Source organism: Streptomyces sp. NPDC040410, assembly GCF_055595715.1.
Genome location: NZ_JBVIVK010000005.1, coordinates 236,208 through 251,650 on the forward strand (window position 1 = coordinate 236,208; position 15,443 = coordinate 251,650).

At 72.8% G+C, this 15,443-nt stretch carries 14 protein-coding genes; 2 read left to right on the plus strand and 12 right to left on the minus strand.

Annotation, left to right across the window (positions count from 1 at the left end; translation table 11 throughout):
- Positions 1-15: 15 nt before the first annotated feature.
- The 11 genes from ACZ562_RS13355 to hrcA form a co-directional block, all read right to left on the minus strand.
- Complete coding sequence (locus tag ACZ562_RS13355; RefSeq protein ID WP_471177463.1) at positions 16-1,128, minus strand: carbohydrate kinase family protein; 1,113 nt, start codon at positions 1,126-1,128, stop codon at positions 16-18.
- 243 nt (positions 1,129-1,371) lie between these two features.
- Positions 1,372-2,364, minus strand: coding sequence for an adenosine deaminase (locus ACZ562_RS13360; RefSeq protein WP_471177467.1), 993 nt, complete (start codon positions 2,362-2,364; stop codon positions 1,372-1,374).
- 21 nt (positions 2,365-2,385) lie between these two features.
- Entirely contained in the window at positions 2,386-3,291 is a 906-nt protein-coding gene (locus ACZ562_RS13365) for a ribonuclease Z (protein ID WP_471177470.1), read from the minus strand.
- A 6-nt stretch (positions 3,292-3,297) separates the two neighbouring features.
- Complete coding sequence (locus ACZ562_RS13370; protein WP_471177473.1) at positions 3,298-3,651, minus strand: HIT domain-containing protein; 354 nt, start codon at positions 3,649-3,651, stop codon at positions 3,298-3,300.
- Between the two features lie 111 nt (positions 3,652-3,762).
- On the minus strand, positions 3,763-6,963 hold the full coding sequence (locus ACZ562_RS13375; RefSeq protein WP_471177476.1) for a S41 family peptidase: 3,201 nt from the start codon (positions 6,961-6,963) through the stop codon (positions 3,763-3,765).
- A gap of 45 nt (positions 6,964-7,008) precedes the next feature.
- Positions 7,009-7,548 carry a hypothetical protein gene (locus tag ACZ562_RS13380; protein WP_471177478.1) on the minus strand — a complete coding sequence of 180 codons (540 nt, stop codon included), beginning with the start codon at positions 7,546-7,548 and terminating at the stop codon, positions 7,009-7,011.
- A gap of 77 nt (positions 7,549-7,625) precedes the next feature.
- Positions 7,626-8,018 (minus strand): VOC family protein, encoded by a 393-nt coding sequence (locus ACZ562_RS13385; RefSeq protein ID WP_471177480.1) that lies wholly within the window; start codon positions 8,016-8,018, stop codon positions 7,626-7,628.
- Between the two features lie 40 nt (positions 8,019-8,058).
- Positions 8,059-8,808 (minus strand): 16S rRNA (uracil(1498)-N(3))-methyltransferase, encoded by a 750-nt coding sequence (locus ACZ562_RS13390; protein ID WP_471177483.1) that lies wholly within the window; start codon positions 8,806-8,808, stop codon positions 8,059-8,061.
- The gene (locus tag ACZ562_RS13395; RefSeq protein ID WP_471177485.1) at positions 8,805-9,935 is read right to left on the minus strand and encodes a nitronate monooxygenase; all 1,131 of its coding nucleotides are present in this window, start codon (positions 9,933-9,935) and stop codon (positions 8,805-8,807) included. The genes ACZ562_RS13390 and ACZ562_RS13395 overlap by 4 nt, the downstream gene beginning before the upstream one ends.
- A 196-nt stretch (positions 9,936-10,131) precedes the next feature.
- Entirely contained in the window at positions 10,132-11,268 is a 1,137-nt protein-coding gene (gene dnaJ, locus ACZ562_RS13400; RefSeq protein WP_471177488.1) for a molecular chaperone DnaJ, read from the minus strand.
- Positions 11,269-12,285, minus strand: coding sequence for a heat-inducible transcriptional repressor HrcA (gene hrcA / locus ACZ562_RS13405; protein WP_471177491.1), 1,017 nt, complete (start codon positions 12,283-12,285; stop codon positions 11,269-11,271).
- A 167-nt stretch (positions 12,286-12,452) separates the two neighbouring features.
- Here hrcA and ACZ562_RS13410 point away from each other — a divergent pair, with 167 nt between their 5' ends.
- Together ACZ562_RS13410 and ACZ562_RS13415 are read left to right on the plus strand one after the other, a co-directional pair.
- Complete coding sequence (locus tag ACZ562_RS13410) at positions 12,453-13,178, plus strand: MBL fold metallo-hydrolase (protein ID WP_471177493.1); 726 nt, start codon at positions 12,453-12,455, stop codon at positions 13,176-13,178.
- 34 nt (positions 13,179-13,212) lie between these two features.
- The gene (locus ACZ562_RS13415) at positions 13,213-14,022 is read left to right on the plus strand and encodes a DUF3097 domain-containing protein (RefSeq protein WP_471177496.1); all 810 of its coding nucleotides are present in this window, start codon (positions 13,213-13,215) and stop codon (positions 14,020-14,022) included.
- A 123-nt stretch (positions 14,023-14,145) separates the two neighbouring features.
- Here ACZ562_RS13415 and hemW read toward each other — a convergent pair whose 3' ends face one another.
- Positions 14,146-15,378: a radical SAM family heme chaperone HemW gene (gene hemW, locus ACZ562_RS13420; protein ID WP_471177498.1), complete on the minus strand. Its 1,233-nt coding sequence runs from the start codon at positions 15,376-15,378 to the stop codon at positions 14,146-14,148.
- Positions 15,379-15,443: the final 65 nt, after the last annotated feature.

Sequence of the window (15,443 nt, forward strand, 5' to 3'; positions counted from 1 at the left end):
GGCCGACGCCCGGAGTCAGGCCGACTGGCCGAACCCGATCGTCGGCACCGCCCGCCGCAGCGGCCACGGTCTGGTCTCCTTCTCCGGGAGCATGCCCTCCAGGAACGCGTACCGGCCGAGGGCCGCCGGGGACTGGCCCTCGACCGACTGCACCTTGCGCCACCAGGCCGCGATCTCGGACCAGCCGGGGGCCGAGAGCGATCCGCCGAACTCCTGGACGGACAGGGCGGCGGTCAGTCCGGCGAAGGCGAGGCGGTCGGCCAGTGGCCAGCCCGCCAGCGTGCCGGTGACGAATCCGGCCACGAAGACGTCCCCGGCGCCGGTCGGGTCAAGGGCCTCCACGGCGATGGCCGGGACCTCGGCGGTCTCCCCGGTCCGCCCGTCCACCGCGTACGCGCCCTCCGCTCCCAGCGTGACGACCGCGAGCGGTACGTGTTCGGTCAGGGCGTGTGCGGCGGCCCGGGGGCAGGCGGCATCGGTGTAGCGCATCGCCTCCTCCGCGTTCGGCAGAAACGCCTCGCAGTGCTCGAGGTCGGCGAGGCCGGCGAGGTCCCAGGCACCGGTCTCGTCCCAGCCGACGTCGGCGAAGAGGCGGGTGCCGCGGCTCGCGGCCTGGGCGATCCACGGGGCCCGCTTGCCGGGCGTGAGCGCGGCGACGGCGGCGCGCGCGGGGGGCGGGCAGTCGGGCGCGGGCTCGTCCGGCGGCGGCTCGTGGCCGTGGGAGACCATCGTGCGCTCCCCCTCGTACGCCATGGAGACGGTGACCGGGGAGTGCCAGCCGGGCACGGTGCGCGACGGGGAGAGGTCGATGCCCTCGCCCTGTGCGAGCGCGTCCCAGCAGTACTCGCCGTAGTGGTCGTCGCCGAAGGCCGCGGCCAGCGACGTCTTCAGGCCGAGGCGGGACAGCGCGGTCGCCATGTTGGCGACGCCGCCGGGGCTCGATCCCATCCCGCGCGCCCAGGACTCGGTCCCGCGCACCGGGGCGGAGTCGAGCCCGGTGAAGATGATGTCCAGGAACACGGTGCCCGTGAGGTACACGTCCCAGGGCGGGTCCTCCGCCGCGCGCAGAGCGGCGAGGGGGTCGACCTGGGGTCGGCTGCGTTGGTCCTCTCCGGTGGACGCGATCACGGTGCGCTCCCTGACAATGGTGCGGATCAGGCCAGTGTGCCACCCCTCCTTTTCAGGCTCGGTTCACCTCCGGAGAGCAGAAGCCCGTGTCGAGCCCCGCCCGTGCTCGCCCTTCGGGCCTCCGCGTCCGGGACGGTGATCTCGCCGCCTTCGAAGGTGAGGCCCGGTCACGACGTCCTCCGACGAGGTGGGATTCCGCGAGGTCCTCACCCTCACCCGGCCGTCTCTGACACGGCGGAACGGCTACCCGAACTCGTACGCCTCCACCTCGGCGAGGTACCGCGCCCGCCGCTCCTCGTCGTGTTCCAGGAAGGAGGCGACGAAGGAGTTGCGGGCCAGGTCGCGCAGCCGGTCCTCGCCGAGGCCCAGGGTCCTGCGTACGGCGTCGAAGTTGTCGCCGGCGTAGCCGCCGAAGTAGGCCGGGTCGTCGGAGTTGACGGTGCAGAGCAGGCCGGCGTCCAGCATGGCGGGCAGCGGGTGGTCGGCGAGGACGTCGACCGTGCGGAGCCGGACGTTGGACAGGGGGCACACGGTGAGCGGGACGCGGTCACGGACCAGCCGCTGCACCAGCTGCGGGTCCTCCATGCAGCGCAGGCCGTGGTCGATCCGCTCGACACCGAGCACGTCCAGGGCCTCGGTGATGTACTCCGGCGGGCCCTCCTCCCCGGCGTGCGCCACCCGGCGCAGACCGAGCGCGGCGGCGGCCTCGAACACCTCGCGGAACTTCACCGGCGGATGCCCGGCCTCGGCCGAGTCCAGGCCGACGCCGGCGATACGGCCGAGGTGGGGCCTGGCCGCTTCCAGCGTCTCCATGGCGGACTCGGCGGACTCGTCCCGCAGGAAGCACATGATCAGCTGGGTGGAGACGCCGTGGTTCTCCTCGCTGCGGCCCAGCGCCCGCCACAGCCCCTCGACGACCGTCCCCATGCCGACCCCGCGCACGATGTGGGCCTGAGGGTCGAAGAAGATCTCCGCGTGCCGTACGCCCTGTGCGGCGGCGCGGGCGAGATAGGCCTCTCCGAGGTCCTCGAAGTCCCGCTCGGTGCGCAGGACGGCCATGAGCTCGTAGTACAGGTCGAGGAAGGACTGGAGGTCCTCGAACCGGTATGCCCTGCGCAGCGCATCGGTGTCCGGGTACGGGAGCTCGACGCCGTTGCGGGCCGCCAGTTCGAAGGCGAGCTCCGGCTCCAGTGTTCCTTCGATGTGGAGGTGCAGCTCTGCTTTCGGGAGGGGCATCGCAGCATCGTACGGCCGGTTCTACCGGCGTTTCGGAACCGGCACTCTCAGCAGGTCGTGCGCCACCGTCAGCTCGCCTTCGAATCCGGCCGCCCGCGCCTGCCGCTCGAACTCGTCCGGCTCCGGGTAGCGCTGGCTGAAGTGGGTGAGCACGAGGTGCCGTACGCCCGCGTCCCGCGCGACCCGTGCCGCCTGGGTGGCCGTCAGGTGGCCGTGTTCGACGGCGAGTTCCTCGTCCTCGTCGAGGAACGTGGACTCGATCACGAGCAGGTCGCAGCCGTCGGCGAGCGCGTACACACCGTCGCACAGCCGGGTGTCCATGACGAACGCGAACCGCTGGCCGCGCCGCACCTCGCTGACGTCGGCGAGGGACACGCCGCCCAGGGCGCCCTCTCGCTGTATCCGTCCCACGTCCGGGCCCTTGACGCCGTGCGCGGCGAGCCGGTCCGGCAGCATGCGGCGGCCGTCGGGCTCGACGAGCCGGTAGCCGTAGGACTCGACCGGGTGGGAGAGCCTGCGGGCCTCCAGGGTGTAGCCGGGCGCGGTCGCGAGGACGCCGTCCGCGGCCACCGGGGCCTCGGTGAGCTCGACCGTCTCACGGTAGGCGGTGGCGTACCGCAGACGGTCGAAGAAGCGCCGGCCTGACTCCGGGTAGTGCGCGGTGATCTCGTGCGGCACCCGGTCCAGGTTGATGCGCTGGATGACTCCGGCGAGGCCGAGGGAGTGGTCCCCGTGGAAGTGCGTGACGCAGATCCGGTTCAGGTCGTGCGCGGCGACCCCGGCGCGCAGCATCTGGCGCTGGGTGCCCTCGCCGGGGTCGAACAGGATGCCCTCGCCGTCCCAGCGCAGCAGGTAGCCGTTGTGGTTGCGGTGCCGGGTCGGGACCTGGCTGGCGGTGCCGAGGACCACCAATTCACGTACGGACACGGCTCGTTACCCGGGGGGCCACTGCATGCCGCGGCCGCCCAGGACGTGGGCGTGGGCGTGGAAGACGGTCTGGCCGGCGCCGGTGCCGGTGTTGAAGACGATGCGGTAGCTGTCCAGTTTGTCCTCGTCGGCGACTGCCTTCGTCTCGCGCAGGACGTCCGCGGCGAGGGCGGGGTCGGCGGCGGCGAGCGCGGCGGCGTCCCGGTAGTGCGCCTTGGGGATCACCAGGACGTGGGTGGGCGCCTGGGGGTTGATGTCCCGGAACGCGACGGTGGTGTCCGTCTCGCGGATGATCGTCGCCGGGACATGTCCCTCGACGATCTTGCAGAACAGACAGTCGTCCTGCGGCTCCCCTGCCATGCGGCTCCCTCCGGGTGGTTGATCGCGTACGGGGTCATCGTATCGTCGTCGGCTGCGGGTCCTCCGTAGCTGGTCGCGCAGTTCCTCGGAGCTGGTGCCGCGTCAGCGGCACTAGGCGGGCAGACTCGGCGGCGTCTTCGCCGGGCTCCCCTCCAGTGTCTCCAGCGCCAGCCGCACCGCCTCGTCCAGCTGTACGTCCCTCCCGGCCGCGTAGTCCTGCGGAGCCTGCACCACCTCCACGTCCGGGTCCACCCCGTGGTTCTCCACGCCCCACCCGTAACCCTCCAGCCAGAACGCGTACTTGGGCTGCGTGATGAGCGTTCCGTCGACCAGCCGGTACCGGCTGTCGATGCCGACGACGCCGCCCCATGTGCGCGTGCCGACCACGGGGCCGATCCCCAGCGCCTTGATCGCCGCGTTGACGATGTCGCCGTCGGAGCCGGAGAACTCGTTGGCGACGGCGACGACGGGCCCGCGGGGCGCGTCCTGCGGGTAGCTGACGGGCCGCATGCCGCGCGGCAGGTCCCAGCCGACGATCCGCCGGGCCAGCTTCTCCACGACCAGCTGGGAGGTGTGCCCGCCGCGGTTCTCACGGACGTCCACGACGAGGCCCTCCCGGGCGACCTCGATGCGCAGGTCGCGGTGGATCTGCGCCCAGCCGGGCGCCTGCATGTCCGGCACGTGGAGGTACCCGAGCCGGCCGCCGGACCGCTCGTGGACGTAGGCGCGCCGGCCGGCGACCCAGGCGTGGTAGCGCAGGGGTTCCTCGTCCGCGATGGGGACGACGACCGCGTGGCGCAGGTCTCCGCCGCCGGACGGGGAGATGGTCAGCTCGACCGGCTTGCCCGCCGTGCCGACCAGGAGCGGTCCGGGCCCGGTCACGGGGTCGACCGGCGTTCCGGCGACCGCGACGATCGCGTCCCCGGCGCGCACCGCGACACCGGGTGCGGCCAGCGGGGAGCGGGCGTCCGGGTCGGAGGTCTCGGTGGGCAGGATGCGGTCGATGCGCCAACTGCCGTCCGTGTGCCGGGAGATGTCCGCGCCGAGCAGGCCCTGCCGGGCCCCGTTGCCGTGTCCGCCGCGCGGGACGACGTAGGCGTGCGAGGTGCCGAGTTCGCCCTGGACCTCCCAGAGCAGGTCGACCAGGTCGTCGTGGGTGGCGACGCGCTCCAGCACGGGCCGGTAGCGGTCGAGTACGCCGTCCCAGTCGACCCCGCCGAGGTCCGGCCGCCAGAAGTGGTCCCGCATGATGCGGCCGGTCTCGTCGTACATCTGCCGCCACTCGGCCGCCGGGTCGACGCTCTGGCGTACGCGGCTGAGGTCCACGGTGATGTTGGTGTCGCTGTCGTCGTCGTTCGAGGCACGCCGGTCGCTGGGGACGACCTTGAGCCGGCCGTCGGTCCACAGCAGGACGCGTTTGCCGTCGCCGCTGACCGCGAAGTGGTCGGCGTCCGCGGCGAGGTGCTCGATGCGCTGCTGGGCCAGGTCGTAGCGCTCCAGCTCGGTGTTGGGGTCCGGGTCGTCCGGGGTGGCCCGGGAGGCGCCGAGCACACCGCGCACGGGGTGGCGCAGCCACAGCACACCGTCCTTGGCGGCGCGCAGGTTGGAGTAGCGGGCGGCCTCCACCGGGAAGGGCACGATGCGGTCGGCGAGACCCTCCAGGTCGATGCGGGTGGTCGGGGTGCCCTCGCTGTCGGGTGTCTCGTCCTTGTCCGGCGCGTCGAAGGGGCGGCCGTGCCGCTGCGGTCCGAAGGGGGACGGGGTGGTCGCGGCCAGGGTGATCAGGTGCGGGCGGGCGGCCTCCACGAACGCCAGGTCGAAGACGTGCTCGTCGTAGACCGGGTCGAAGGAGCGGGTCGACAGGAAGGCGAGGTGTCTGCCGTCGAGGGTGAAGGCCGGTGCGTAGTCCTTGAACCGCAGCGGGGTCGCCTCGGTGACCGACAGGTCGGTGGTGTTGGCGAGGCGGAGCTGGCGCAGCGGGTGGGTGCCGGGGTGCGACCAGGCCAGCCAGGCCGAGTCGGGTGAGAACACCAGCCCCGTGACGTCGCCGTCCTCGCTGCGGTCGACCTCGCGGACCTCGCCGGTCTCGCGTTCGACGAGCAGGACGCGTCCGTCGTGCGCGGCGACGGCGGCGCGGCTGCCGTCGGGCGCCATGGCGAGGCCGAGGACACGGCCGAGCTGTCCGGCGGCGAGCCGGCGCGGGGTGGCGCCGGGTGCGAGGCCGGTGGCGGGCGCGAACTCCAGGGCATCGTCGCCCCCCGCGTCCGTCACCCACACCACCCATTCCTCGCCGTCGGCGCGGAAGGTGCGCGGGAGGCGGGCCCGTACGCCGGGCTCGGCGGCGAGCGCGCGGGCGGGGCCGGAGCGGTGGGTGACCCAGTGGACGGCGCCGCGGACGGCGACCGCGCTGCCGCGGGCGGTGTGGTCGGGGGCGGCGGACCCGAACCAGCGGGCGGCGTTCACCGGGAACGGCTGGCGGTCGGTGCGCTGTCCGCCGAGCCCGATGTCGAGCCTGCGCGGCTCGGCGCCGTCGAGGTCGTCGAGGAGCCAGAGTTCACCGGCGGACGCGTATACGACCCGGGTGCCGTCGCCTGCCGCGTGCCGGGCGTAGAAACCGTCGAGAGGGGTGTGCCGCCGCAGGTCGGACCCGTCGGCGAGGGAGGAGTACAGCGCCCCGACGCCCTCGTGGTCGGACAGGAAGGCGATCCGGTCTCCCGCCCACACGGGGTGCTCGAGGTTGCCGTCGAGGTCCGCGTGCAGCCGTACGAACTCGCCCTGGCCGTCCGGGTCGATCCACAGCTTGCCCGCCGTGCCGCCCCGGTAGCGCTTCCACCAGGCGGCCTCGCGGCCCATGGGCGCGGACAGCAGCACCGGGCACGGCCCGTACGCGACGTCGCCGACGGGCCCGTACGGCAGGGTCGTGGCCGGTCCTCCGTCGAGCGGGACGGCCCGCGCCCAGGTGCGGCGCAGGCTCGCCTGGCCCTGTGTGCTGACCGCGAGGACCTGTCCGTCCGGGGTCCAGCCGCGCACCTGGGTCTTCCAACTGCCCCAGTATGTGAGGCGCTTGGCGGGTCCGCCGGCAGCCGGGGCGGTGTGCACCTCGGGCGCGCCGTCCCGGGTGGAGGTCCAGGCGACGGTCGCCCCGTCGGGGGAGATACGGGGCTGGGTGACCGGCACGTTGTCGGCGCTCACCCGCCAGGCGCGGCCGCCGTCGAGGGGGGCGAGCCACACGTCGTCCTCGGCGGTGAAGGCGACCAACTCGCCGTGCAGGTGGGGAAACCGGAGGTAGGAAGGCGTTGGCGACTGTGTCACCCGGTCACCCTATGCAGCGGCCGCGCCCGCGCACAGGCAAACCGATCACTTGCCCTCGACGGGCCGGCACTGGGGGTCGACCTGGCACCAGATGGTCTTGGTGACGGTCACCGTGGCCGTGGGCCCGGGCTGCCCTGGGTTGTTGACCGGCGGGGTCGTCCTTGAGTTGCAGTTGCCGAGCCCGTTCACATGGAACACGACCCTGCCGCCCACCTTGGCGGTGAGGTCGCCGCGCACGCACGCGCCGTTGACCGCGCGCGTGACCCTGCCGTTGACGGTGATGTCCTGCCCGTCGTCCGTCTTCCCCCGGCAGTCGACCTTGGCGACGGTGTTCTCGGTCGCCGAGGGCGCCGAGGAAGAAGACCTGTCGTCGTACGAGGCCGTGCAGGTCAGCCAGCGCACGTTCACATGCTCCCGCTGCAGCTTCCTGGTCGCGGTCTGGTCGGTCGTGAACGCCACGCTCGCGGAACCCAGCCCGTTCGGATCACAGGCGACCGCCCCGACCGCGGCGACCGCCGCGAGCACGGCCGCTCCCGCCACCCGCCGCCCGCGGCGCCGGCGCCAAACCCGCCTCAAGGCCCCCATGGAGGGCAGCCTGCCACTGACCCGCCCGTCGCGGTAGTGCGCATACGGCCACCCGCACGCCAGTGTGCGCCCTGCCGTCAGACCCGCAGCAGCAGCCACTCCTGGAGCTCCACCACGTTGCCCTCGGGGTCCTTGAGGTGGGCCACGCGCATGCGGTCCGTCATGGGGGCGGGACCGTGCAGGAGGGTCGCGCCGCGGGAGGTGATGTGCTCGCAGTAGGCGTCCAGGTCGTCCACGCGGAGCACCACCAGGGAGCGGTGCCCGCTGGCCTCGTCACCCAGTTCGCCCAGTATCCCGGCCATCATCGCCCGGTCCTGCAGGGCGATGCCGGCCGATCCGGTGGCGGGACTGAACTTCTCGTACGGCCCGTCCTGCGCCCCCGACTGCGGCTTGAGGCCGAGGACTTCGGCGTAGAAGCGGTAGCAGGCGGCGAAGTCGGTGACGAGCAGACGTACCTGTGCGAGTTCCAAGGTGTACCCCAGGTGTTCGGAACGGGTCGAGGACCGGCTGTCAGGACCAGCGGCCGGTACGGCCGAGCAACAGGGCCGTCGCCGCCGTGCCGGCGGTCGATGTGCGCAGCACGGTGGGACCGAGCCGGAACGCCTTCGCACCGGCCTGGCCGAACAGCGCCAACTCCTCCGGTGAGACACCGCCTTCGGGCCCCACGACCAGCACGATCTCGCCCGAGGCGGGGAGTTCCGCAGTCGCGAGCGGTTCGCTTCCGTACTCCCGGTCCTCGTGCAACACGGCGGCGAAGTCGGCTTTGGCGAGAAGTGCGGCAACCTGCTTGCTCGTTGCCGCGTCCGCGACCTCCGGGAAGCGCACCCGGCGCGACTGCTTGCCGGCCTCGCGTGCGGTGGCGCGCCACTTGGCGAGCGCCTTCAGCCCGCGCTCGCCCCGCCACTGGGTGATGCAGCGGGCGGCCGCCCACGGCACGATCGTGTCGACGCCGGTCTCCGTCATGGTCTCGACGGCAAGTTCGCCGCGGTCGCCTTTGGGCAGGGCCTGCACAACGGTGACGCGGGGCTGGGACTCGGGCTCCTCGGACACTCCGGTCATGTGGACGATCAGGCGGTCCTTGCCCTCGGCGGCGACCACCTCGCACTCGGCCCACCGTCCGGCGCCGTCCGTGAGGACGACCGCTTCTCCGGGCCGCATCCGCTTCACAGAGACGGCGTGCCGGCCCTCTGGGCCGTCGAGGACGTACTGTCCGCCGGCGCCCGCGCGGAAGTGCTCGACCACGAACACCGGAGCCGTCATCGGTCCTGGCCCTCCTCCGGAAATGCCGACAACGCTGTCCTCGCGACGTCGAGTTCGGCGGCCAGGACCTCCACCAGCTGCCCCGCGGGCAGTTCGCGGGCCATGCGGTGGCCCTGTCCCGCCCACAGCGCCATGCCCTGCGCGTCGCCCGCCTTGGCGGCCGCCTTGCGCAGCGGCGAGGTGAGGTGGTGAACCTCCGGGTAGGCGGCGGGCGCGTACGGGCCGTGCTCGCGCATGAAGCGGTTGACCAGGCCGCGGGCGGGCCGTCCGGAGAAGGCGCGGGTCAGCTCCGTGCGGACGAACAGCGGGTTGGTCAGGGCCCGCTTGTGCACGGCGTTCGCGCCGGACTCGGGTGTGGCGAGGAACGCGGTGCCGAGCTGGGCCGCGCTCGCGCCCGCGGCGAGCACCGCGGCGATCTGGCTGCCGCGCATGATGCCGCCGGCGGCGACGACCGGGAGGTCCACGGTCTCGCGGACCTGGGCGATCAGCGACAGGAGTCCGATGCCGGAGCCGTCCGCCTCGGGGAGGTCGCGGTGGGTGCCCTGGTGTCCGCCCGCCTCCACGCCCTGCGCGATCACCGCGTCGGCGCCCGCCCGCTGCACGGCGAGGGCCTCCTCGGCGGTGGTCGCTGTGACCAGGGTGAAGGACCCGGCGCGGCGGAGGCTGTCGAGGACGTCACGGCTGGGGACGCCGAAGTGGAAGGAGACGGCCGGTACCGGGTTGTCGAGCAGGACGGCGAGCTTGGCCTCGTAGCCGTCGTCGCGGCCGCTGTCGGGGTCGCCGAGTTCCGTCTCGTACCAGCCGGCCTCGCCGGCCAGCTGGTGGGCGTAGACGTCGACGGCGGCCGCAGAAGGGGGCGCGGCGCCGGCCGCTCCGGTGGCGCCGGAGCTTGCGCCGGGGTACTCGGGCTGCGGCATGAAGAGGTTCACGCCGAAGGGACGGGCGGTCAGCCCGCGCAGCTGCTTGATCTCCTGGTACATGCCGTCGGCGGTCTTGTACCCGGCGGCGAGGAACCCGAGCGCGCCGGCCTCGGACACGGCGGCGGCGAGCTGCGGCACGGAGACGCCGCCCGCCATGGGGGCCTGCACGATCGGAAGGCGACAGAGATCGGTCAGTGCGGAGGACATGACGGCATGTTGTCACGTCCTCCGAACAAGTCCGAATCCGGCTTCCGCCCGGCACAGGCCGGCGGCATCCAATGCCGGTTCGCATGTTCCGGCCCGTCCGGCGTTTTGCGGACGAGGCCGTTCAGTCCGGCAGCGGCGGTCTGGGGGCGGCTGCCCCCCGGCAAGGCCCGCTGTGGCTCTCCGGGTGCCCTGCACCTCAGCGCCCGTTGAACGCATCCTTCAGCCGCGAGAACAACCCTTGCTGCCCCGGCTGGAACTGGCCCTGCGGCCGTTCCTCGCCGCGCAGCTTGGCCAGCTCGCGCAGCAGGCGTTCCTGCTCGGGGTCCAGCTTGGTCGGGGTCGTGACCTCGACGTGGACGATCAGGTCGCCGCGTCCGCCGCCGCGCAGGTGCGTGATGCCACGGCCGTGCAGCGGGATCGACTGGCCGGACTGGGTGCCCGGGCGGATGTCGACCTCCTCCAGGCCGTCGAGGGTCTCCAGCGGGACCTTGGTGCCGAGGGCCGCCGCGGTCATCGGGATGGTGACCGTGCAGTGCAGGTCGTCGCCCCGCCGCTGGAAGGTCGAGTGCGGCAGCTCGTGGATCTCGACGTAGAGGTCACCGGCGGGACCGCCGCCGGGCCCGACCTCGCCCTCGCCCGCGAGCTGGATGCGGGTGCCGTTGTCGACACCGGCCGGGATCTTGACGGTCAGCGTCCGGCGCGACCGCACCCTGCCGTCGCCCGCGCACTCGGGGCACGGGGTCGGGACCACGGTGCCGAAGCCCTGGCACTGCGGGCAGGGGCGCGAGGTCATGACCTGGCCGAGGAAGGACCGTGTGACCTGCGACACCTCACCGCGCCCGCGGCACATGTCGCACGTCTGGGCGGACGTGCCCGGCGCGGCCCCCTCACCGCTACAGGTGGAGCAGACGATCGCCGTGTCGACCTGGATGTCCTTCGTCGTGCCGAAGGCCGCCTCGTCGAGCTCGATCTCCAGCCGGATCATCGCGTCCTGGCCGCGCCGCGTGCGCGAGCGCGGACCCCGCTGGGACGCCGTACCGAAGAACGCGTCCATGATGTCCGAGAAGTTCCCGAAGCCGCCCGCGCCGAAGCCGCCCGCGCCCCCGCCGCCCGCCTGGGAGAGCGGGTCGCCGCCGAGGTCGTAGACCTGCTTCTTCTGCGGGTCCGACAGCACCTCGTAGGCGGCGTTGATCTCCTTGAACCGCTCCTGGGTCTTCGGATCCGGGTTGACGTCCGGGTGCAGCTCGCGCGCGAGCCGCCGGAAGGCCTTCTTGATCTCTTCCTGCGACGCGTCGCGGCGCACGCCGAGAACGGCGTAGTAGTCCGTGGCCACCTACGACTCCGCCAGGATCTGTCCGACGTACCGTGCCACTGCGCGTACCGCTCCCATCGTTCCCGGGTAATCCATGCGGGTCGGTCCGACCACGCCTAGCTTGGCGACTGCCTCGCCGCCCGAACCGTAGCCGACCGAGACCACGGAAGTGGAGTTGAGTCCCTCATAGGCATTCTCGTGCCCGATCCGCACGGTCATGCCCGAATCCCCCGCCTCGCCAAGCAACTTGAGAAGCACGACCTGCTCCTCCAGCGCCTCCAGGACGGGCCGGATCGTGAGGGGAAAGTCATGTCCGAAGCGGGTCAGATTGGCGGTGCCGCCGATCATCAGCCGCTCCTCGTTCTCCTCGACGAGCGTCTCCAGGAGGGTGGAGAGCACCGTCGCGACCGTACCCCGGTCCTCGACGTCGAAGCCCTCCGGGAGATCCTCCACCAGCCGGGGCACGTCCGTGAAGCGACGGCCCGCGACCCTGCTGTTCAGCCGCGCCCGCAGATCCGCGAGCGAGGCCTCCCCGAAAGGCGCCTGGCAGTCGACCATCCGCTGCTCGACCCGGCCCGTGTCCGTGATCAGCACGAGCATCACGCGCGCCGGGGCGAGCGAGAGGAGCTCCACGTGCCGCACGGTCGAGCGGGTCAGCGACGGGTACTGCACCACGGCGACCTGCCGGGTGAGCTGGGCGAGCAGCCGCACGGTCCGCGCGACCACGTCGTCGAGGTCGACGGCGCCGTCGAGGAAGTTCTGGATGGCGCGCCGCTCGGGCGCGGTCATCGGTTTGACGCCGGCGAGCTTGTCGACGAACAGCCGGTAGCCCTTGTCGGTGGGGATGCGCCCGGCGCTGGTGTGCGGCTGCGCGATGTACCCCTCGTCCTCGAGGGCCGCCATGTCGTTGCGGACGGTGGCCGGGGAGACGCCGAGGCTGTGCCGCTCGGTGAGCGCCTTGGAGCCCACGGGCTCCTCGGTGCCGACGTAGTCCTGGACGATGGCGCGCAGCACCTGAAGCCTGCGTTCACTCAGCATCTCGCGCTCACCTCCAGAAGTCGTCGTCCCCTTGGCGCCTCGCCTGGCACTCTGTCCATCCGAGTGCCAGAGTTCCCCGGCCCAGTGTACGGCCGGGGGGTACGCCCCGGGCAAGGCCGGTCCCGCGTGGCCGTGCCCGGACAGACGGTCAACGCTAGCGTCGCCGTATGACGGTGACTTGGGAAGAGCTGGGGTGGCAGCGGATCGCGGCCGGGGTCGGGCGGTGCCGGCTGCCGGGGTGGGACTGCACGGCGGGGCTGGTCGTCGGCCGGGGCGCGGCGCTGATGATCGACGCCGGGTCCAGCCTCGCCGAGGGCGCCCGGCTGCGGGCGCAGGCCGAGGAGCTCGCCGACCACCGTGTGACCCATCTCGCGCTCACACACCCCCACTTCGATCACGTCTTCGGCGCCCCGGCGTTCGCGGGCGCGGAGGTGTTCGGCGCGGTGGGCATCGACACGGTGTTCGCCCACGGCGGCCGCGAGGAGCTGCGCGCGGACGCGGTGCGAGGGGGGCTCGACGCGAAGGCGGCGGACGAGGCGGCGGACGCTCTCGCCCCGCCCCGGCACCACGTCACCGGCGAGTGGACCCTCGACCTGGGCGGCGGCCGGCAGGTCCTGCTGGCCAACGTGGGCCCCGGCCACACGGCCCACGACCTGGTGGTCCTCGTCCCCGGCTCCCCGGAGGTCGTCTTCTGCGGCGACCTGGCCGAGGAGTCCGGCGAGCCGCAGGCGGGCCCCGACGCCGTACCGTCGCACTGGCCCGCCGCTCTCGACCGTCTGCTCGACCTGGGCGGCGAGGACGCGCTGTACGTGCCCGGTCACGGAGCGGTGGTGGACGCGGAGTTCGTGCGGGCGCAGCGCGACGAGCTGGCGGCGCGCTTCGGCGTGTCGTGACCGCCGCCCGGCGGCTTCTCCTATCGTCATCCGAATGCGCCAGTACTCTCCGGACCTGACCCCGCCGTGGAAGAAGCCCGTGCCCGTGCCCGAGGTACCGGCGGAACCGGGTCTGGTGGTGGAGGAACCGGGGACCGGCTTCTGCGGCGCGGTGATCCGCTGCGAGGCGGGCACGGTGACTCTGGAGGACCGCTTCGGCAAGCACCGCGTGTTCCCGATGGAACCGCGCGGGTTCCTCCTGGAGGGCCGGGTGGTGACTCTGGTCCGGCCGTCGTCGGCTCCGGTACGGCCGACCCGTACGGCATCCGGTTCGGTGGCCGTTCCCGGTGCACGCGCGCGCGTGGCCCGCGCCGGGCGCATCTACGTCGAGGGCCGGCACGACGCCGAACTGGTCGAGAAGGTGTGGGGCGACGACCTGCGCGTCGAGGGGGTGGTCGTCGAGTACCTGGAGGGCGTGGACGACCTGCCGTCGATCGTGGCCGACTTCGCGCCGGGGCCGGACGCCCGCCTCGGCGTCCTGGTGGACCACCTGGTGCCGGGCACGAAGGAGTGGCGCATCGCGCAGTCGGTGACGAGCCAGCACGCGCTGGTCGTCGGCCACCCGTACATCGACGTCTGGGAGGCGGTGAAGCCGGCGTCGCTGGGGATCGAGAGATGGCCGCGGATCCCGCGCGGGCAGGACTGGAAGACGGGGGTGTGCCGGGCGCTGGGGTGGCCCGAGAACACGGGGGCGGCCTGGCAGGGGATCCTGGCGCGGGTGCGCTCTTACAAGGACCTGGAGCCGGAGCTGTTGGGAAGGGTGGAGGAGCTGATCGATTTTGTCACGGATAGCGGTGGGGCTTGACTCCGGGGAACGTCCCGAAGTCGCTCGTGGCCCTCCACATCCGCCGCGACCTTTTGGCGGCAGCCTGCGAACCAGGTTCGGTGCCAAACCGACGTTCCGCTCCGATTCACCCCGTCGGAGTGATCAGTCGACCAGGTCCCTGACCACCGCGTCCGCCAGCAGCCGCCCCCGCAGGGTGAGCACGGCCCGCCCCTCGTCGTACGGCCCCTCCTGGAGCAGCCCGTCCGCCAGCGCCCGCCGCGACGCGGCCAGCCCCTCCGACCGCAGGAGATTCATCGGCACCCCGTCCCGCAACCGCAGCTCAAGCAGAATCCGCTCCACGCGCCGGTCCTCCGCCGATAGGACTTCCCGCCCGGCACCCGGCGAGCGCCCCGCGGCAAGCGCCGCCGCGTACGCCCCCGGATGCTTCACGTTCCACCACCGCACCCCGCCCACGTGCGAGTGCGCACCCGGTCCCGCGCCCCACCAGTCGGCACCGTGCCAGTACAGCTCGTTGTGCAGGCAGCGGCCGGCCGGGGAGGTCGCCCAGTTCGACACCTCGTACCAGTCGTAGCCCGCCGCCGACAGCATCTCCTCGGTTATCAGGTAGCGGTCGGCGTGGACGTCGTCGTCGGTCATCGGGACCTCGCCACGGCGGATACGGCGGGCGAGTTGCGTGCCCTCCTCGACGATGAGCGCGTACGCCGAGACGTGGTCCGGTCCCGCGCCGAGCGCCGCCTCCAGCGACGCCCGCCAGTCGTCGTCCGACTCCCCCGGCGTGCCGTAGATCAGGTCCAGGTTGACGTGCTCGAAGCCCGCCGCCCGGGCCTCCGCCGCGCACGCCTCCGGGCGGCCCGGCGTGTGCGTGCGGTCCAGCACGCGCAGCACGTGCTGCTTCGCGCTCTGCATGCCGAAGGAGATCCGGTTGAAGCCGCCCTCCCGCAGTGTCGCCAGATAGGCGGGGTCCACCGACTCCGGGTTCGCCTCGGTGGTGACCTCCGCGTCCTCGGCCAGCCCGAACTCGTCGCGGATCGACCGCAGCATCCGTACGAGATCGTCCGCGGCCAGCAGCGTGGGCGTGCCGCCGCCGACGAAGACCGTGCGGACCGGGCGCGGGTCGTCGCCGAGGACCTTGCGGGCCAGGCGGATCTCGTCGGTCACCGTGTCCGCGTAGTTGTCGCGGGAGGCGAGGACTCCGCCCGTGCCGCGCAGCTCGGTCGCCGTGTAGGTGTTGAAGTCGCAGTAGCCGCAGCGGGTCGCGCAGTACGGGACGTGCAGGTAGAAGCCGAGGGGTCGCTCGGCCGGCCCGGCGAGCGCGGACGCGGGAAGCCCGCCATCGGCGGGGACGGGCTCGCCGTCGGGGAGTGCGGAAGGCATGCCACCCATTGTCCAGCAACCCGCGGGAGGCTCCCGAAAAGCTCCACTCGGCCGGGCTCCCGCGC

Bases quoted from the DNA above. Each gene is read 5' to 3' on its own strand.
- ACZ562_RS13410 (WP_471177493.1), top strand. From the start codon at position 12,453: ATGACGGTGACTTGGGAAGAGCTGGGGTGGCAGCGGATCGCGGCCGGG.
- ACZ562_RS13370 (WP_471177473.1), bottom strand. From the start codon at position 3,651: ATGGCAGGGGAGCCGCAGGACGACTGTCTGTTCTGCAAGATCGTCGAG.
- hemW (WP_471177498.1), bottom strand. From the start codon at position 15,378: ATGCCTTCCGCACTCCCCGACGGCGAGCCCGTCCCCGCCGATGGCGGG.
- ACZ562_RS13380 (WP_471177478.1), bottom strand. From the start codon at position 7,548: ATGGGGGCCTTGAGGCGGGTTTGGCGCCGGCGCCGCGGGCGGCGGGTG.
- ACZ562_RS13390 (WP_471177483.1), bottom strand. From the start codon at position 8,808: ATGACGGCTCCGGTGTTCGTGGTCGAGCACTTCCGCGCGGGCGCCGGC.
- hrcA (WP_471177491.1), bottom strand. From the start codon at position 12,285: ATGCTGAGTGAACGCAGGCTTCAGGTGCTGCGCGCCATCGTCCAGGAC.
- ACZ562_RS13360 (WP_471177467.1), bottom strand. From the start codon at position 2,364: ATGCCCCTCCCGAAAGCAGAGCTGCACCTCCACATCGAAGGAACACTG.
- ACZ562_RS13395 (WP_471177485.1), bottom strand. From the start codon at position 9,935: ATGTCCTCCGCACTGACCGATCTCTGTCGCCTTCCGATCGTGCAGGCC.
- ACZ562_RS13415 (WP_471177496.1), top strand. From the start codon at position 13,213: ATGCGCCAGTACTCTCCGGACCTGACCCCGCCGTGGAAGAAGCCCGTG.